The following is a 17,837-nucleotide window of genomic DNA, read 5'->3' on the forward strand; positions in this document are numbered from 1 at the left end:
TCCTCGCACCGGGCAATACACTGTGTCGATCAGGCTGCCCGAATTGCAAGGCAATGATTTGCAAGGCCCAGGTTTCGAACTGGCGTTGTTCTACAGCCCTTTGAATGGCGAGGATTCTGGATTCGGCAAGGGCTGGAACCTGCAACTGACACAAGTACGCAAGCACATCGTGACATTGAGCAGTGGTGAAGCGTACAGGATTACCGGTAAGTCATCGGTTACCGGGCGACTGGAAATGAAAGAACAGAAGCTGCGGCAGTTCGATCTGTATGAGGATCCCCCTGGGCCTGATGGTGCCGCACGTTTTCGCGTGGAGCACCGCTCAGGGTTGGTTGAGGTGTTGCAAGTGATGGGCTCGGAAGAGGGCGAGGTCGCCTTGCCCGTGGAGCTGCATTCACCGCTGGGGCACAGGTTGCACCTGAGTTACCTGCCCTTCGACAAGGGTCACATGCGCTTGAGCGAGGTCCAGGATGAAAGTGACGTGCTGCTGAGGCTGCATCGCAGCGACAACAGCCGTGTCGAACTGCTTTGCTACCCTTCCGGTGGTGATGATGGTGGCCCGCTGGCCCGGTATGCGATGACGTTGCGCGAAAGCGACAACCGGGTCAGTGAGATCATCCTACCCACGGCCAATCAGGCCCGCTGGCGCTTCACTTATGAGGACGTGTTGGGGTACTTGTGCGTACGTGAGTGCACAACACCCTATGGTGGGGTGGAGCGCGTGTTCTACGATGACGCCGGGCATGAGTTCCCACGCAGCGCAGCACGTGACAACAATCTGCCCAGGGTCACCCGCCATGAAATCGATCCACGCTTTGGTCAGGCGGCGAAAGTGGTGCGGTATGAATACCCCGGCACGCACAACTTCATCGGCGGTGGCAGCAGCATCCCGTGGTCTGATGAGGGCCTGGACAACCTCTATGAGGTGCCGGAGGACTATACCTACAAGTCGATTCAGATACAGGAAGTGCGGACTCAGCCGGCGCGTACGATCACGCGTACATTCAACCGCTTCCATTTGCTCACCGAGCAAGCCACCGCTCAGGGTGACAAGCTGTTGCAAGCCTTCACCCGTTACGCTGACAAGGCTGGCAACTTCGAGAGCCAGGAGCCTTATTTCCAGCTGCCCCATGACGAAACCCAGCGTTGGTCGCTGATCAGCAACCCCTCCCGGCAGCGAGAAGAGAAGCGAGTCACCCGCTATGATAGCCACGGCAACGTGTTGACTCGCCTTTTGCCGAATCAGGTACTGGAAACCAATGTCTGGTACTCGGCTGAGGAGGAGGGTGATGAGCATGGTTTCGTGCGCAACCTGAAGACCCGGACCGTGCAACCCGCAGCGACAGGACACGGGGCGGCGGCCACCTTGACCCAGGCGTACCAGTACCGGGCGCTGACCCCGTTGGGTAGCTACCTGAAGCAGCCCTGGCGCTTGCTGGAAAGCGAGACCCTGAGCGAATCAGGTAGCGCGCCTGGTACGTTCCTGGAAAAAATCAGCAAGCTTTACCAGGAGGATTCGGCCGAGCGCTTCAGCTATGGGCGAGTCAGGCAGCAAACCGTCAGTTACCCCGGTGTTGATGGGGGCAGCCCGTTCGACACCCTGACCCATTATGGCTACTCCCTGCCGGACGATGAGCGTGCACTGCAGACGGTGGAAAAGCTGGTGGGTGTTGACGGTGAGTCCAAGACCATCACCTTGCGACATGCCCTGGACACGGGCGAGCCGCTGCTCAACCTCGACGACAACGGTGTCGAAATCCGATACTACTACGACGCCTTGCGTCGGGTAACACGCGAGGTCGTGGCGCCAGGCAAGCCATTCGAGGCGGAGCGCAATTACCAGTACTTCCTCTGCGCATACGACAACGAGCAGGCCCAGCAATGGGCCTATGACGTGAAGCAAGTCGAGACGCACACGCTGCTCGACGGGCTCAGCCGACCCATCTTCGAAGAACGCGCAGACAAGGACAGCGCGACGTATGCTGGTGCTTTGCGGCCTATCTACCGCGCACGTTACGACGAACTGGACCAGCTGGTCGAGGAAACCGAAATCGACTGGCTGGGTGATGGTTTGCTGGAATTGACCAGCCACATCAGTTACGACGACTGGGGCCAGAGGTACGCTGTCCTGAATCCGGATCGCACGACTCAAGTCGAGGAAATCGACCAGGTGGCGAGCAAGGACGGTCCGGTGCATCGCGCCTGGCGTGAGGTGGAGCACTCACGGGTCAGCGGCATCACCGAGACGTGGTACAACCTGTTCGAGAAGCCGGTGCGGATCGAGCGATTTGCCCTGGATGGAAGCACCAGTATCAGCTTGCAGGTCAATGACTATGATGGGCTTGGCCGGCTGAGCAGGGAAGCTCAAGGAAGCGGTACAGGCCAGCGTGTGGTTGAGTATCGTTACGACGCTTTCGACCGTGTCCGCGAGGAACGGCTGGCAGATCGAGTCAATACGGTCTATCGCACCTATGCCGGGCACAGTCGCAATGACCTGCCGGTCAGCATCAAGGTGGGGAATACCGAAAGTGCCGCCGTGTTGTTGGGCGAACAGGTGTTCGATGGCCTTGAGCGGCGAACCGTGGCCAAAACCGGAGGGCGAGAGCAGACATTCGAATATGACCCAGGTGAGCGGCAACCGCATTGGGTGGAGGCGCCGGATGGTACCCGGATCGAGTACCAGTACCGGCCAGCGTTGGGTGAAGAGCCCGTTCTTCGGGTCCTCTCCGGCAAGGAAGCGAAATACCAGTATGACCTGAAAAATGCCAGGCTTACCCATTGCGAAGAACCCGGGGATGACGAGAATTCCGGTTACACATTGGACCGTAGCCATTTTCTGAGCAACGGCGAGGTCAAGCGCGAGTCGCGAACGGTGGATGGTGAAGCGTTCAGCATGACCTACGACTACAGTTTTCGCAGTCGCTTGCGTGCCTATGTGGATGTGCTGGGGCAGACACAGCTCTACGATTTCGACGATGTCGGGCGCCTGGAAAAAACCACGCTGCACGCGCCTGAGCCCAAAAGGACTCGCTACCGGCTGCAGCGTGCGCCAGCCAGGCAAGTGCTGCTGCTGGAGTCGACGTTCGGGTATGACCCCCAAGGACGCATGGCGTCCATTACCACCACCGATGCCAGCACCGGGCATGCTTTGGCAACTCTGCTCGAGTACGATGAATTCGACAGGGAGATCCTGCGGACCTTCGATTTTGGTGACACCGTGCAAACGTTGGCACAGGACTATGATGAGTTCGATTGTTTGAAGTCCCGCATTCTGAAAGAGCGCCCGAAGGGCAGCGACGAAAGCCAGGCCACGCTGTTGCGGCATGAGACTTACCAGTACGATCGGCGCGGGCGGCTGCAGATATACACCTGTGAGGGCCCTGAAGCGCCCGTGGACCCCTCCGGTCAAACCATTGCCAGGCAGATATTCGGCTTCGATGGCCTGGACAACATCCTCTCGGTGATCACCTACCGCCCGGACGGGTCGTGGCAGCGGACCTTGTACGAATTCAAGAATAGCGATCCGGCACAAATGAGCCGGATCATTCCACCTGAAGCGCTACTGGAGAACTATGACGTCGATCACGACCTGGAGGAGTTGTTCAAGATCGTCAAATACGATCCGCAGCTGGCTATCGATTTGCGTTACGACTGCAATGGCAACCTGACCAGGGATGAGCAGGGGCGGGTACTGACGTATGACGGGCTCAACCGTTTGCTCAGGGTCGAGACCCCTGACGGTGAACGCTGTCGCTACAACTATGACCCAGAGAACATTCTGTCCGGCACGGCCCCTGGCTAAGGGCACCGGGGGGGCGACGAGGCCGGTATAGGGACCGGCCTCGTCGCATTCAGCGGTAGCGAATGGTGAAGTTCAAGGCGCCCTTGGCCAAGCCCGGGCGCAGGTTGCTGTTGGGTTCTGTCTGGAAGAAGCGGGCCTGAAAATTCAAAGGCACGTCATCGCTCGTCAGGGGTACCAGGTCGATCTCTTTGTTCAGGGGCATCGATACCCCGTTGTACAGCATCTGAATACCTATGCCACCGGCTGCGGAGTCGTCGGTCAGGCTGAACACGTTTTCATCCGCAGGGCCAATCGGTCGAGAACCATTGATGCCATCGAGTTCGATGGTAGCGAGGGTTTCGTTACCCGGGTCAGGGTCCACCTGGCAGTTGCTCAAACGGACCTGGAATGCTGCAGGGGGCGTGGTGAAGCCTGGGCCGGTGAAGTCGTTGACGCTCCATTCGCCAAGGTCCACCGGGTTGGCACTGACGTCTGCTGAAGCATCGCACTGGGTCTGGATGACCATTGCCCTGAGGGTGTATTCCAGAACTTTGCCAAAGCCTCCCCAGTCCAGATGGCCGGTCACCAGTAAGCCATCCAACTGATGCTCGCCGGGCGGCAGATCGCCGGTCTTGACCAGCGTGATCTTGTGCCTGAACGTGGCTAGCGTGGCCGGGCCCAACTGGGTCTGCTCGTAATAGGCCGTGAACGGCACCCTGGGTGGCCTGCTGTCGGGGATGAACTGGTCGGTGCCACCGAGAAAGGGGTGCAGCAACTCTACGATCGCTCCGATGCCTGGAATGTTGGTCCTGAGGACGGGGGCGTCGAGGAAGCGCCCATCAACCGCAGGCAGGGGAGGATGTACCCCGCGGGCCGCCTGGAAGTTGAAATTTATCCGCTCGCCGTAGGTCCGGCACAGGAGGGCAAGGTTGTTCTGGTCGAGAGTGGCTTCGAACAGCTCTGGGGTGCCGATCGTTGTGCCGATCCGCGCATCGCGTGGCACATAAAGGGTGTTCAGGTCGCGGACATGGACCTTGAGGTTTGCGCTGGCCAGCTGTTGGAACTCGCAGCGGGTCTGGTCTACCGGCATGGCCATGGCGTTTGCAGCCGGCCATGCCAGGGTGGCGAGCAGCGCCTGGAAAAGGGTCTTGTTGATGTTTTTCATGGGGGTCCTGAAAGACGCGGTACGGCCGTGGGTGAGGCGGCACCGCGTGAAGGTTGCTAGATACAGGTCAGGGTTTGCTGGCGATAGCCGTCGACGACGGGAGCGTCCAGTTCATCGAGATGCACCTGGCAGCCGGCGTTGGGCTGTTCGCCCCAACTCACCTGCAGCGGTTGCTCCCGGCTGGGGTTGGTGAGCATTACCAGGCCCGCCTGCCCGACCATGCCGAGTCGGGTACCGTTCTCGGCCAGCACCTGGGCCCCAAAGGGCAGCGGTTGACCCTGGGTATCGTGCAGGGTCAGTACAAGGCGTGAAACGCGGCGTGCCTCGAAGCGGTGCTTGACCACTGCACCCTGGCGAGGCACTACCTGGGCGATGCCGTTGTCGATTTCCACATCAGGATCGAGACGGTCGGTTTCCAGGACGACCGAATTGGTCCGGTACGGTTGCAGGTAGGGCAAAAGGGCATAACCGCGTGAATTGGTGCGCGTACCCGTTGCGTTTTGCAGGCCCACATTGGCCACGCCAGGGACTTCGATCAAGGCCGCGGTATCTCCCAGGTATCGGCCGAACTCCAGCCCGTCAGCATGCAGCAGCACCGCGCCACTGGCATTCAATGACAGGCTGCGGTAGTTGTCGGCTTCGGTATAGCCAGCACTCACGCTGGCATAGGGCGCCTGATGGCCGAGTGACAGTGCCGCTGTTTTGCGGGCGTGTTCGTCACGGCTCAGGCTGGTGCTGTAGCTCAGCGCGCGCGCGCTGTCACTGCCGCTGAGCGTGGCACGCTGGCTGTAGCCGTTGGCATTGTGCTGCAGGTCGAAGGTCGCATTGGCGCGGTGACCGAAATGCAAGGGTACCGTCACGCTCAGGCCGAACTGACGATCACTGCCGTAACGGTCGGTCAACGATTGTGAGGCGAACAGGTTGTAGCCTACACCCCGATGATGGGTATTGAAGTTGAACTGGTATTGCCGTTGGATGGCATTGCTGCGCCAGTAGTCCTGTTGCGACAGCGTCAGGGTCAGCGAGCTGGTCCTGCCCAGGCTCTGGTGGACCGAGGCCTCCAGGCGGCTGCGGCGACTGCCGCTGAACGTAGTGTCTTGGCTGCGCTGGCGCACCACTTCATCGAAGTCACGGTAGCCTTGGGTCGAATAGCGATATCCGGCAAAGCGCAGGTTGGTTTGGGTGGTGAAGGCCTTGGCATACTTGAGGGCGTAACTGGAACCCTGCACCTCGCGCTCATGGGCATTGTCGATTGCGCTGGACGCCTGCGTTACATCGAAGGCCACTGCGCCCAAGTGGCCCAGGTCCTTGCTAAACCCCAGGTTGCCCGCGCGGTAGAATTCGCTGGCCATCAAGCCGCCGTAAACCGTGGTGTCCCAGTAGGAGCCTACGGCCAGCGTGCCTTGCCAGAGCAGAGGGGTCTCGAGGTCGCTGGAGGGGTTGTAGCGCCCGACCGTGGCACTGTAACGCCATACGCCTGGGCGCAGCAGATTGCTCATGGTCGAGTACGGCTGGATGAAGCGGCGGACCTGGCCATCGGCCTCGGTCACGACGACTTCCAGCTCGCCGCTGCCTGCGGTACTCAGGTCGTCGATGGCGTAGGGGCCGGCGCTGACGTACGTCGAGTAGATCGGATAACCATGCTGCCAGATCTCGACTTTCGCCCGGCTCTGGGCCACGCCGCGAATGATCGGGGCATAACCGCGCTGGTTGTCGGCCAGCATGCCCATGTCCGAGGCCACGCGCACGCCTGATATCGGCACCGAACGGAACACGTCCCTGTCCGTGAAGGTTTCGCCGATCGTCAGATTGGCGAGGGTACCCGGTATATCGCGCTGTGCGTAGGTCTGTGCCCGGGTCCATTCAGTCTTGCCCTGGCTGTACTGGCGCCAGGACTGAGTACTGCGCAGGCGCCATTCGCCCAGGTTGATACCGCTGTTCAGGTACAGGTCGTTGCTGGTGTAACGGCCAGAGGAGCGATTGCGGCCGTTCAGGGTGGAGGCCTGATAGTTGATGAAAGCGGCATTGATACCACTGTCCCAGCGGGAAGGGTCGACCTGGTTAGCGGTGTTCCGGCGCATGGCGATCTGCGGAATCGAGATGGCCAGGTGCAGCTCCGCAGGGGTGAAGACGATTTGTGCACCAGGAACGACGGCCAGCAAGTCCAGGCAGGCACTCGCCTGATCCTCTGGATTGGCCAGTGCGTCCAGGCGCATTCCCCATTCGCCAAGCAGCCTGGCTGGCAGGCAAGGCTGCAGCTCGCCATCCGGGCCTGGCTGGAAGTCCAGCTCATGCTGGCCGGCAGGTTCAAGATTGACCTGTACCTCTACCCGGTAGCGGCCAGGCGCGAGACCCTGATCGCTGGTCAACATGCTCAGCGACCAGGCACTCGCTGCTTGCGGTTGGCCAGGCACCTGGCGCAGGAAGCCGCTCTGGAACCCGGAGTCTGCCTGGGAATAGGGCGCTGAGAGCAAGGTGGAGCTACCCAGCAGGCACAGCAATGCGCTGCGCTGGCGGCGCATAATGCGCCAGCGTAGTGGGGGGAGGACCATGATGACGATTCCTGTTTGCGTGCGAGGCAGGCCCTAGTTGGCCAGTTGAATAGGCGCGCTCAGCGGTTCGGTGAAGCCACCGTAGTCATTGACGATGGAAAAACGGGCCTGCAGGCTGGAGGCGCGAGTGATGCCGGTCAGCGGGTAGGCTTTTTCGCCAAAGGGTTCCAGCATGGCGGTGTTTTTCAAGGTGTGTTGCTGGCCTTGGCCATTCACCTCCAGGCGGTTGAAGGTGATGTGGAAAGGTGATGGGTTCTTGACCACCAACTGCTCCACCCCGTTACGTACGCTCAAGGAAAATGTCAGCGAGTTCAGGTGATCGGTCGGCGTACCCTTGAGTGTGTGCGGCCGATAGAACAATTTGATGCGTGTGCGCAAGGCGATGTTGAGTTGATTGCCCGTGTCGCTGCTGACTTGCGGAATCTCCTGCACGTTGAAGAAGAACAGCGACTCGCGGTCGTGCGGCAGTGTATTGGGCAGTCCAATTATCTTTAGAAGTTGTTCACTGTTCGGGTTGATCTTGAACAGCGGTGGGGACGTTGCAAAGGGTACGCTGGTCGTATTGTCGTCGGCCTCCGTATTTATCCAGGCCTGCACGGCATAAATGCTTTTCGATGGGTTTCGAATAACGACGGATGTACTGCGTTTGTCACCGTTGAAAACGAGGCGCGTGTTATTTAATGTCAAGGCGGCATGACTGCTTACCGAAAGGGTAAGCATCCATAAGGTCAGGCAGGCGCAAGCCACGACGCGGGCGGGTATCGTGAATATTGACGGATTGGTCATCGGGTAACTCGCTGCATCCAGACGCACAACTACGCCTGGATGGTTTAACCGTGCAAGGACTGCACAGAATTTATGCGTAATTATTGATAGGCGACGGTGTAACGAATTTGGGCGGATGCAAGGCCGTGCGTCACGGAGCTGGCAGTGGAACGGTAGTAGGCATCGAACCGTAGGTCGGTTGGGCCTGTCGCGTTGAGTGGGTAATCAACCGAGGTTCCACTGGGTTTGATCGAGGCCTTGGACTTATCCCTGATCACAATCGAGATGTTTTGTGCCGTGCCGTCACTGTTGCCAATGCTGAAATAGTCGCCGCTGGCATCAGCGGCACCGTCAAACTTCACGAAGGCATTGTCTTCGCTGATGCCACAGACTGTTTTGTCGGGTACGCGGATGTCAAAAGATGCGCCACGGACTTCAACGTTGGCACCGGGGAATCGCCCCATGGGAATTTCGCCCATGGCGACGCGGTCACTGACATTGCCGTCACCGGGATTGACGATCTCGATAGGGCACGTTTCGGGCGTGATGCGGCCTTCAAAGAATATCGAGCCGGAAGCGAAAGCAGCATTGCTTGCCAGGCCAGTAAGCAGGCCGAGGGATAGTACTAAGGACTTCTTCATGACATAACCTGATTGGGTAAATGGGTCAAGTTTCAGTGCGGGGGTGGGCTGGGTCTTTCCCGTTTCCCGTTTTCGCCCCGGCGCTGATTCTATTTGTCATGAGATTTATCGGGCTGTAGGAGTAAGCCGGATAACTTTGCGATTTTTCGCTTTGTTACAAGATCTTGAGGGGTAGGCTTCCACAGGTGCCCTGGCGTTACCAAGGCACCTGAAATCAGGTTAATGGGTACTGCTTGGGCCACTCTGGCTCAGCAGTTGCTTTTCCAGGTTCCAGTCGAATGGCTCTGCGTTCAACTCGGCTTCGTGGCGACGCTCTTCAAGCTGCTGATAAAGCGCCAGCTCCTCGTCTGGCATGAAGTGCAGGCAATCGCCAGCGAAGAACCACAGCAAGTCACGCGGCACCAGATGAGCGATCTGTGGGTAACGCTGGATCACCTGACACATCAGGTCCTGGCCCAGGTACTGGCTCTCAAGCGGATCCTGCGGCAATAGCGTCAGCAGTTCGTCGAAGCGTTCGAGGAACAGGGCGTGGCTTTCTTCTGGCACCTGCTCTGCTTCACCCAGCGCCACCAGAATGGTGCGCAGGTGCTGAAGCAGTTGCAGGTGATATTCCAGGTAGGGGTTGGCCATGGAATGGGTCCTCGGTATGGCTGAAACGGGGGGCGGAGTATACGCCGCCCCCCGTTTCTCGCGAAGGGTCAGCGCACCTTGCCCGGTTCGGCGAGCAACTGCGCCTTGTCGAAGGCATCGACATCGATCACCTTGCGCCGAGCCTGTTCGGCCTCGTGCAGCCGCTGGCCCTCGCCGGGTTGCAGCACGCCTGCCTCGACGGCGGCGTCGATACCGGACTGGCCGGGGGCTGGCTGGACTTTGCCTTCCTTGACGGCTTGGTACAGGGCCTTGCTCAACTGTGCCGTGTCTTCGAGCAGGTCACTGGCCCGTTGCAGATCCGCGACCGGGTCGTGTTGTGCCTGCGGGCGGTAGCAGCCGGCCAGCAGTTCCTCCAGTGCCGGATCGCCCTTGCGCCGGCCGATCAGCTCGGCCACCTCGGCATCCAGTTCATCACCGGGGCCCTTATGGCGGCGGCCGAAGGGGAATACCAGTACCCGCAGCGCGCAGCCGACGAAGCGGTTGGGGAAATTGTCGAGCAGGCGGTCCAGCGCACGCTCCGTCTGGCCCAGGCTTTCTTCCATGGCCCAGCGCAGCAGCGGCTGCAGGTATTCGGGCGAGCCCTGATCGTGATAGCGCTTCAGGGCGGCGCTGGCGAGGTACAGGTAGCTCAGCACATCGCCAAGCCGGGCGCTGAGGCGCTCGCGGCGCTTGAGCGCCCCACCCAGCAGCAGCATCGAAAGGTCGGCCATCATGGCAAACGCCGCCGCCTGGCGGTTCAGGGCGCGGAAGTAGCCTTGGCTCAGGGCATCGCCCGGCACCCGCTCAAAGCGACCCAGCCCCAGGCCGTAGACCAGGGTGCTGGCCGCATTGCCGGCGGCGAACAGGATGTGTTTCATCAGCAGGTCATCGAATTCCTGAAGCGCCTGATCGTGGTCTTCACGCCCGGCCAATGCCATTTCCTTGAGCACGAACGGATGGCAGCGAATGGCGCCCTGGCCGAAGATCATCAGGTTGCGCGAAAGGATGTTGGCACCTTCGACCGTGATGAAGATCGGCGCACCTTGCCAGTTGCGGCCCAGGTAGTTGTTCGGGCCCATGATGATGCCCTTGCCACCGTGCACGTCCATGGCGTGCTGGATGCATTCGCGGCCACGCTCGGTCAGGTGGTACTTGAGGATCGCCGACAGCACCGAGGGCTTTTCGCCCAGGTCCACCGCCTTGGCGGTCAGCAGGCGGGCACTGTCCATCAGCCAGGCGTTGCCGCCAATACGTGCCAGCGACTCCTGGATACCTTCGAAGGCAGCCAGTGGCACGTTGAATTGCTCGCGGATATTGGCGTACTGGCCGGTGACCAGGCTGGTGTACTTGGCAGCCCCTGTACCCACGGCAGGCAGTGAGATGGAGCGGCCCACCGACAGGCAGTTCATCAGCATCATCCAGCCTTTGCCGAGCATGGCTTGGCCGCCAATGAGAAAGTCCAGCGGGACGAACACGTCCTTGCCGCTGTTGGGGCCGTTCATGAAGGCAGCGCCCAGCGGCAGGTGACGTCTGCCGATTTCCACACCCGGTGTGTCGGTGGGGATAAGCGCCAGGCTGATGCCCAGTTCTTCCTCATCGCCCAACAGATGGTCCGGGTCGTAAGCCTTGAACGCCAGGCCCAGCAGGGTGGCGACCGGGCCGAGGGTGATGTAGCGTTTTTCCCAGTTCAGGCGCAGGCCGATGACTTCTTCGCCTTGCCACTGGCCTTTGCAGATGATCCCGGTGTCGGGCATGGCGCCAGCGTCGGAGCCGGCCAGAGGGCCGGTGAGGGCGAAGCAGGGGATTTCCTCGCCTCGGGCCAGGCGCGGCAGGTAGTGGTTGCGTTGTTCGTCGGTGCCGTAGTGCAGCAGCAGTTCGGCAGGGCCGAGGGAGTTGGGCACCATCACCGTGGAGGCCAGATCACCGCTGCGGGTGGCCAGTTTCATCGCCACCTGGGAGTGGGCGTAGGCGGAGAAGCCCTTGCCGCCGTATTCCTTGGGGATGATCAGGGCGAAAAAGCCATGCTGCTTGATATGTGCCCAGGCTTCGGACGGCAGGTCCAGGTCCTGGCCGATCTGCCAGTCGCTGACCATGGCGCACAGTGCTTCGGTCGGGCCATCGATGAAGGCCTGTTCTTCTTCGGTCAGTTTCGGTGCCGGGTAGGCCAGCAAGGTGCGCCAGTCGGGGCGGCCACTGAACAGTTCGCCGTCCCACCACACGGTGCCGGCGTCGATGGCTTCGCGCTCGGTCTGGGACATGGGCGGCAGGGTGCGCTGGAACCAGCGGAATACAGGGGCGGTAAAGACTTTGCGTCGCCACTGCGGCAGCGCAACCAGGGCGATCTTCAGGGCCAGCACCACCCAGATCAGGGCCAGCAGCCAGCCGGGGGCACTGCTGAAAATGCCCATCAACAGCACATAGGCCGCCAGGATGCCGAGAATCTGCAAGGGCGCCAGGCGCCGGTGCGTGAGGTACGCCGCGCCGATCACCAGCACCACCAACCACAACAGCAACATAATCGGTCCTCCTTGGAACCAAGGGCTTGAGCCGTCCCAGACAGCTTAGACGCAATGCTGTGAACGGCATGTTCAGAACAGTGACAGGGTGTGGCGGTGGGAGTTTCAGTTCATTTGTTCGCCTGTACCGGCCTATTCGCGGGTGAACCCGCTCCTACAGCGGAAGGTGGCGATGGCAGCGATTGGCGAATGCGGGGGCGGCCGCGATGGTGAATGGCTGGCAGGCTCGGCCTATGTGTGGGTAAAACCCACGCAGGAATACCGGTGACGTGAAGACGGTGGTGAGCCTGTGGGAGCGGGCTTGCCCGCGAAGAGGCCCGTACAGGCGGCGAAGGTCTGGAGTAGACTGTGCCACCTCCGCACTCAAAAGGATGTTGCCATGCTGAAGATCTGGGGCCGCAAGAATTCGAGCAATGTGCGCAAGGCGCTGTGGATCGCCCACGAGCTGGGCCTGGACTTCGAATCCATCGACGCCGGCGGCGCCTTCGGCGTGGTCAACGAGCCGCACTACCGCGCCCGCAACCCCAACGGCCTGGTGCCGATGCTGGAAGACGGCGACCTGACTTTGTGGGAATCCAACACCATCGTTCGCTACCTGTGCGCGGAGTACGGCACGGAGCAGGGCTGGTATCTGGCAGACCCACGGCAGCGCGCCCTGGCCGACAAATGGATGGACTGGACCACATCGTCCTTCGCCGCACCCTTCCGCCCGCTGTTCTGGGGCCTGCTGCGCACGCCGGAAGACCAGCGCGACTGGGTGGCGATCAACGCCGCGCACAAGCAGTGCGCGCAATTACTGGCCATTGCCGACGAAACCCTGGCCAATCAGCCGTACCTGTCCGGTGACCAGATCGGCATGGGCGACATCCCACTGGGTAGCTTCATCTATGCCTGGTTCGAACTGCCCATCGAACGCCCGGACATGTACCACCTTCAAGCCTGGTATGAGCGCCTCAAACAACGCCCGGCCTACCAGGCCGCAGTGATGACCGCGCTCACTTGAACCCGCTTCGATAGTCATTATCAATAGATGTGACTGTACTTGTGCAGCCTGGCCTTGCACCATGGCTGCACTCACTGCGCCAGTGACTTTACCTGGCGTGTCCTGCACCTTTTTCTTCGGTAAGTGACCCGCTATGAGTTCCGCCCTGTCCATCCGACAGCTGACCAAGACCTACGGCAATGGCTTTCAGGCCCTCAAAGGCATCGACCTCGATGTTGCCGAAGGCGACTTCTTCGCCTTGCTCGGCCCCAACGGCGCCGGCAAATCCACCACCATCGGCATTCTCTCGACCCTGGTGAACAAGACCAGCGGCACAGTGAGCGTGTTCGGTCACGACCTGGATCGCGAGCCCTCCGCGCTCAAGCGTTGCCTGGGCGTGGTGCCGCAAGAGTTCAACTTCAACCAGTTCGAGAAGACCTTCGACATCGTCGTGACCCAGGCCGGGTACTACGGCATCCCGCCCAAGCTGGCCAAGGAGCGCGCCGAGCAGTACCTCACCCAGCTGGGCCTGTGGGACAAACGTGATGTGCAGTCGCGTTCGTTGTCCGGCGGCATGAAGCGGCGTCTGATGATTGCCCGTGCATTGATCCACGAACCGCGTCTGCTGATCCTGGACGAACCCACCGCCGGGGTGGATATCGAGCTGCGCCGCTCGATGTGGAGCTTCCTCACCGAGCTGAACCAGAAGGGCATCACCATCATCCTCACCACCCACTACCTGGAAGAGGCTGAACAGCTGTGCCGTAACATCGGCATCATCGACCATGGCACCATCGTCGAGAACACCAGCATGCGCCAGTTGCTGGGCAAGCTGCATGTCGAAACCTTCGTGCTCGACCTCAAGCAGGACCTGGCCACGACGCCGGTACTGCAGGGCTACCCGTGCCGGCTGCTGACCCCGCATACCCTCGAAGTGCAGGTGGAGAAGGACATCGGCATCACCGCGCTGTTCGGCCAGCTGGCGCTACAGAACATCGAGGTACAGAGCCTGCGCAACAAGACCAACCGACTTGAGGAGCTGTTCGTGTCCCTGGTGGAAAAAAACCTGTCGAAGGTGGCCGTATGAGTGTGGAACTGCGCACCAACTGGGTCGCCCTGAACACCATCGTCTACCGCGAAGTGCGGCGCTTCCTGCGCATCTGGCCGCAGACGTTGCTGCCACCAGCGATCACCATGGTCCTGTACTTCGTCATCTTCGGTAACCTGATTGGCCGGCAGATCGGCGACATGGGTGGCTTCACCTACATGCAGTACATCGTGCCGGGGCTGATCATGATGTCGGTGATCACCAACTCCTACGGCAACGTGGTGTCGAGCTTTTTCGGCAGCAAGTTTCAGCGCTCGATCGAAGAGCTGATGGTGTCGCCGGTGTCACCGCACACCATTCTCGTCGGCTATGTGCTGGGTGGGGTGCTGCGTGGTTTGGCGGTGGGGGTGATCGTGACCATCCTGTCGATGTTCTTCACCGACCTGCAGGTGCACCACCTGGGCGTGACCGTGGTGGTGGTGCTGCTGACGGCCACCATCTTTTCGCTGCTTGGCTTCGTCAACGCAGTGTTCGCGCGCAACTTCGACGATATCTCGATCATCCCGACCTTTGTGCTGACGCCGCTGACCTACCTGGGCGGGGTGTTCTACTCGATCAACCTGCTGCCGCCGTTCTGGCAGACCGTGTCGTTGGCCAACCCGGTGCTGCACATGGTCAACTCGTTCCGCTACGGCATTCTAGGGGTGTCGGATATCAGCATTGGCACGGCGATCACCTTCATGCTGGTGGCCACTGCGGTGCTCTACGTTGTTTGCGTTCGCTTGCTGGTCAGCGGCCGTGGTATGCGGGCCTGAAGCCTTGCACCGGCATTGGCGACGACGCCACTGCCGGCCCACCCACCAGCGCCAGTAGAACATGGTGGAGAAGTAGGCAAGGATGCCCAGCACCACGCCGCACACCACCGAGCCGAGCAGGAAGGGTTGCCACAGCGTCGACAGCTGGTCGGTGATCCACTGGAAGGTCAGCTCGTCGGGCAGGGTGCGCGGCGGTACCTGCATCAGCCAGGCACCGGTCATGTAGGTGACGAAGAACACCGGCGGCATGGTCAACGGGTTGGTCAGCCACACCAGGCTGACGGCGACCGGCAGGTTGCCGCGCACCGGGATCGCCAGGGCCGCCGCCAGCAGCATCTGCATTGGGATGGGAATAAGCGCCGCGAACAGGCCCACACCCATGGCTCTGGCCACCGAATGGCGGTTCAGGTGCCAGAGGTTGGGGTCGTGCAGCAATTTGCCGAAAAAGCGTAAGGACTTGTGTTCCCGAATGCTGGTCGGGTCCGGCATGTAGCGTTTGAAAAGTCGGCGCGGCATGTAGGCTCCCGGAGCGTTGACCCTGGCAGTATGCCCTTAATCCTGCTCCGCCTCGTTTAGAGTTTGTGACAATTGTTGAGCAAGCGATGCCGGCAATTGAGCTATGCCTCAGGAGGTGACTCGCCTTCTGGAGCTCTACCTCATGCGCACAGGGATGTTTGCGCTCGCGCTCGGGCTGTTGTGCCTGGGCTTTCTGCCCGCATTGCCATCGGTCGGATGGTTGATAACCCTGGCAGCCTGCGCTGTCGGCAGCCTGTTTACCCGCGTCTGGCCGTTGGGTTGGTTTCTGCTGGGCTTGTGTTGGGCGTGCGGGTCTGCTCAGCAGGCCCTTGATGATCGTCTGGCTGCTGGCCTGGAGGGGCGCACCTTATGGCTGGAGGGGCGGGTGGCGGGTTTGCCGGCCCGCACTGCACAAGGCGTGCGTTTCGAGCTGGAAGCGCCACGCTCGCGGCGGGCCGAACTGCCTCAGCGTTTGCAACTGAGCTGGTTCGATGGGCCGCCGCTGCGGGCGGGCGAGCAGTGGCGGCTGGCGGTGACCTTGCAGCGCCCGGCCGGGCTGCTGAACCCGCACGGGCCTGACCGGGAAGCGCAGTTGCTGGCGCGACGGGTGGGGGCTACGGGTACGGTCAAGGCGGGGCAGTTGCTGGCGCCAGTCGCCGGTGGTTGGCGCGATGCGCTGCGTCAGCGTTTGCTGATGGTCGAAGCCAATGGCCGACAGGCAGCGCTGGTGGCACTGGTGCTTGGCGATGGTGCGGGCATGGCCCGGCAGGACTGGCAGACGTTGCAGGCCACCGGCACGGTGCACCTGCTGGTGATTTCCGGCCAGCACATCGGCCTGGTCGCCGGTTTGCTCTATGGCCTGGTCGCCGGGCTGGCGCGTTGGGGGCTATGGCCGGCAAGGCTACCGTGGTTACCCTGGGCCTGCGGGCTGGCCATGGCCGCAGCGCTGGCCTACGGCTGGCTGGCTGGCGGTGGGGTGCCAGTGCAGCGTGCCTGCCTGATGCTGGCCGTGGTGCTGCTCTGGCGTCTGCGCTTTCGCCACCTTGGCGCTTTTTTTCCGTTGCTGGTTGCACTGGTCGCTGTGCTTGTCTTCGAGCCACTGGCGGCGTTGCTGCCTGGGTTCTGGCTGTCGTTCGCCGCCGTGGCCACGCTCATCTACTGCTTCAGTGCCCGGTTGGGTGGTTGGCGGCCCTGGCAGGCCTGGACACGAGCGCAATGGGTGATCGCTGTCGGCTTGCTGCCGGTGTTGCTGGCCACCGGCTTGCCGGTGAGCCTCAGTGCGCCGCTGGCCAACCTTGTGGCGGTGCCGTGGGTCAGCCTGGCGGTCTTGCCGTTGGCGTTGTTGGGCACGCTGATGTTGCCGCTGGCGGGCGTTGGCGAGGCGTTGCTCTGGCTGGCAGGTGGCCTGCTGGATGTGCTGTTCCGCGGGCTGGCGCTGGTGGCGAAGCAGCGCCCGGCATGGGTGCCGCCGGCCCTGCCGTGGTGGGCCTGGCTGCTGGTATGTCTGGGTGCGCTGTTGCTTTTGCTGCCTCGTGGTGTGCCGCTGCGCGGGTTGGGAGGGGTGATGCTGCTGGCGCTGTGGGTACCCAGGGAGCCGGTGCCGTTCGGCCAAATCGAGGTCTGGCAGCTGGATGTCGGCCAGGGGCTGGCGGTGCTATTGCGCACGCGGCATCACAGCCTGCTCTACGATGCCGGGCCGGCCAGGGGGGAAAGCGACTTGGGGGAACGCGTGGTGCTGCCAACCTTGCGCAAGCTGGGGGTGGGCGGCCTTGATGTGATGGTGATCAGCCATGCGCATGCCGATCATGCGGGCGGGGCCGTGGCCATTGCGCGTGGTTTGCCGATCAAGCGGATAATCGGTGGGGAAGCGCTGGTTGATGTTCCGTTGCAGCCTTGTGCCAGTGGCGAGCAATGGGACTGGGATGGCGTGCGTTTTTCGTTGTGGCGCTGGGTGGACGGGCAGAGCAGTAATGACCGTTCCTGTGTGCTGTTGGTCGAGGCGCAGGGCGAGCGCTTGCTGCTGGCGGGGGATATGGAAGCTGCTGCCGAACGGGCCTGGCTGGCGGACACTGAAGTGCCGCGTATCGACTGGCTGCAGGCGCCGCATCATGGCAGCCGCAGTTCGTCCACCGAGGCGTTCGTCCGGGCTACCGCACCGCGCGGGGTATTGATTTCGCGGGGGCGCAACAACAGCTTCGGGCACCCGCACGTGCAGGTGGTCGAGCGGTATAAGCGGCATGGGGTGGTGATGCATGATACGGCGGTGGAGGGGGCATTGCGGTTGGTGCTGGGGCGGCATGGGGAGGTTGAGGGTGTGCGCCGACAGCGGCGATTCTGGCGTGATGTGGGGGGGCTGATCTGGCCCTTTCGCGGGTAAAGCCGCTGCCACAGGTACTGCACGGCCCAGAGGGCCGACCCGGTAGCCC

11 protein-coding genes and 1 pseudogene are annotated in these 17,837 nt (G+C 61.6%); 5 read left to right on the forward strand and 7 right to left on the reverse strand.

All coding sequences use genetic code 11. The features are described from left to right. Positions 1 to 43: 43 nt before the first annotated feature. On the forward strand, positions 44 to 3,802 hold the full coding sequence (locus ACF8Q6_RS20315; RefSeq protein WP_392499375.1) for an RHS repeat domain-containing protein: 3,759 nt from the start codon (positions 44 to 46) through the stop codon (positions 3,800 to 3,802). Positions 3,803 to 3,851: 49 nt separating this feature from the next. Here the strand turns inward: ACF8Q6_RS20315 and ACF8Q6_RS20320 are convergent, their stop codons facing one another. The 6 genes from ACF8Q6_RS20320 to ACF8Q6_RS20345 form a co-directional block, all read right to left on the reverse strand. Continuing rightward, positions 3,852 to 4,946 carry a fimbrial protein gene (locus ACF8Q6_RS20320; protein ID WP_392493738.1) on the reverse strand — a complete coding sequence of 365 codons (1,095 nt, stop codon included), beginning with the start codon at positions 4,944 to 4,946 and terminating at the stop codon, positions 3,852 to 3,854. Positions 4,947 to 5,002: 56 nt separating this feature from the next. Then, the gene (locus ACF8Q6_RS20325; RefSeq protein WP_392493737.1) at positions 5,003 to 7,498 is read right to left on the reverse strand and encodes a fimbria/pilus outer membrane usher protein; all 2,496 of its coding nucleotides are present in this window, start codon (positions 7,496 to 7,498) and stop codon (positions 5,003 to 5,005) included. Between the two features lie 33 nt (positions 7,499 to 7,531). After that, on the reverse strand, positions 7,532 to 8,284 hold the full coding sequence (locus ACF8Q6_RS20330; protein ID WP_392493736.1) for a molecular chaperone: 753 nt from the start codon (positions 8,282 to 8,284) through the stop codon (positions 7,532 to 7,534). 80 nt (positions 8,285 to 8,364) lie between these two features. Continuing rightward, a complete protein-coding gene (locus tag ACF8Q6_RS20335; RefSeq protein WP_392493735.1) occupies positions 8,365 to 8,904 on the reverse strand; it encodes a fimbrial protein in 540 nt (179 codons plus the stop codon). A gap of 219 nt (positions 8,905 to 9,123) precedes the next feature. Then, positions 9,124 to 9,534 carry a PA2817 family protein gene (locus tag ACF8Q6_RS20340; protein ID WP_010952919.1) on the reverse strand — a complete coding sequence of 137 codons (411 nt, stop codon included), beginning with the start codon at positions 9,532 to 9,534 and terminating at the stop codon, positions 9,124 to 9,126. A gap of 68 nt (positions 9,535 to 9,602) precedes the next feature. Continuing rightward, on the reverse strand, positions 9,603 to 12,050 hold the full coding sequence (locus ACF8Q6_RS20345; RefSeq protein WP_392493734.1) for an acyl-CoA dehydrogenase: 2,448 nt from the start codon (positions 12,048 to 12,050) through the stop codon (positions 9,603 to 9,605). A 379-nt stretch (positions 12,051 to 12,429) separates the two neighbouring features. On the opposite strand from ACF8Q6_RS20345, the gene ACF8Q6_RS20350 reads away from it, so the two are divergent. The 3 genes from ACF8Q6_RS20350 to ACF8Q6_RS20360 all read left to right on the forward strand — a co-directional run bounded on the left by ACF8Q6_RS20350 (position 12,430) and on the right by ACF8Q6_RS20360 (position 14,895). Continuing rightward, positions 12,430 to 13,053: a glutathione S-transferase gene (locus ACF8Q6_RS20350; protein ID WP_003247126.1), complete on the forward strand. Its 624-nt coding sequence runs from the start codon at positions 12,430 to 12,432 to the stop codon at positions 13,051 to 13,053. A 133-nt stretch (positions 13,054 to 13,186) separates the two neighbouring features. Beyond that, complete coding sequence (locus ACF8Q6_RS20355) at positions 13,187 to 14,119, forward strand: ABC transporter ATP-binding protein (protein WP_012053305.1); 933 nt, start codon at positions 13,187 to 13,189, stop codon at positions 14,117 to 14,119. Further along, complete coding sequence (locus ACF8Q6_RS20360; RefSeq protein ID WP_003247128.1) at positions 14,116 to 14,895, forward strand: ABC transporter permease; 780 nt, start codon at positions 14,116 to 14,118, stop codon at positions 14,893 to 14,895. The genes ACF8Q6_RS20355 and ACF8Q6_RS20360 overlap by 4 nt, the downstream gene beginning before the upstream one ends. Positions 14,896 to 14,904: 9 nt before the next feature. On the opposite strand, the pseudogene ACF8Q6_RS20365 reads toward ACF8Q6_RS20360, so the two are convergent. After that, positions 14,905 to 15,411, reverse strand: a pseudogene (locus tag ACF8Q6_RS20365) (DUF2062 domain-containing protein); the annotation flags it as partial. A 142-nt stretch (positions 15,412 to 15,553) separates the two neighbouring features. On the opposite strand from ACF8Q6_RS20365, the gene ACF8Q6_RS20370 reads away from it, so the two are divergent. Next, complete coding sequence (locus tag ACF8Q6_RS20370; protein ID WP_392493733.1) at positions 15,554 to 17,788, forward strand: DNA internalization-related competence protein ComEC/Rec2; 2,235 nt, start codon at positions 15,554 to 15,556, stop codon at positions 17,786 to 17,788. Positions 17,789 to 17,837 lie beyond the last annotated feature (49 nt).

Origin of the sequence: Pseudomonas sp. GLN_2, from assembly GCF_043106005.1 — a bacterium.
GTDB lineage: Bacteria > Pseudomonadota > Gammaproteobacteria > Pseudomonadales > Pseudomonadaceae > Aquipseudomonas > Aquipseudomonas alloputida.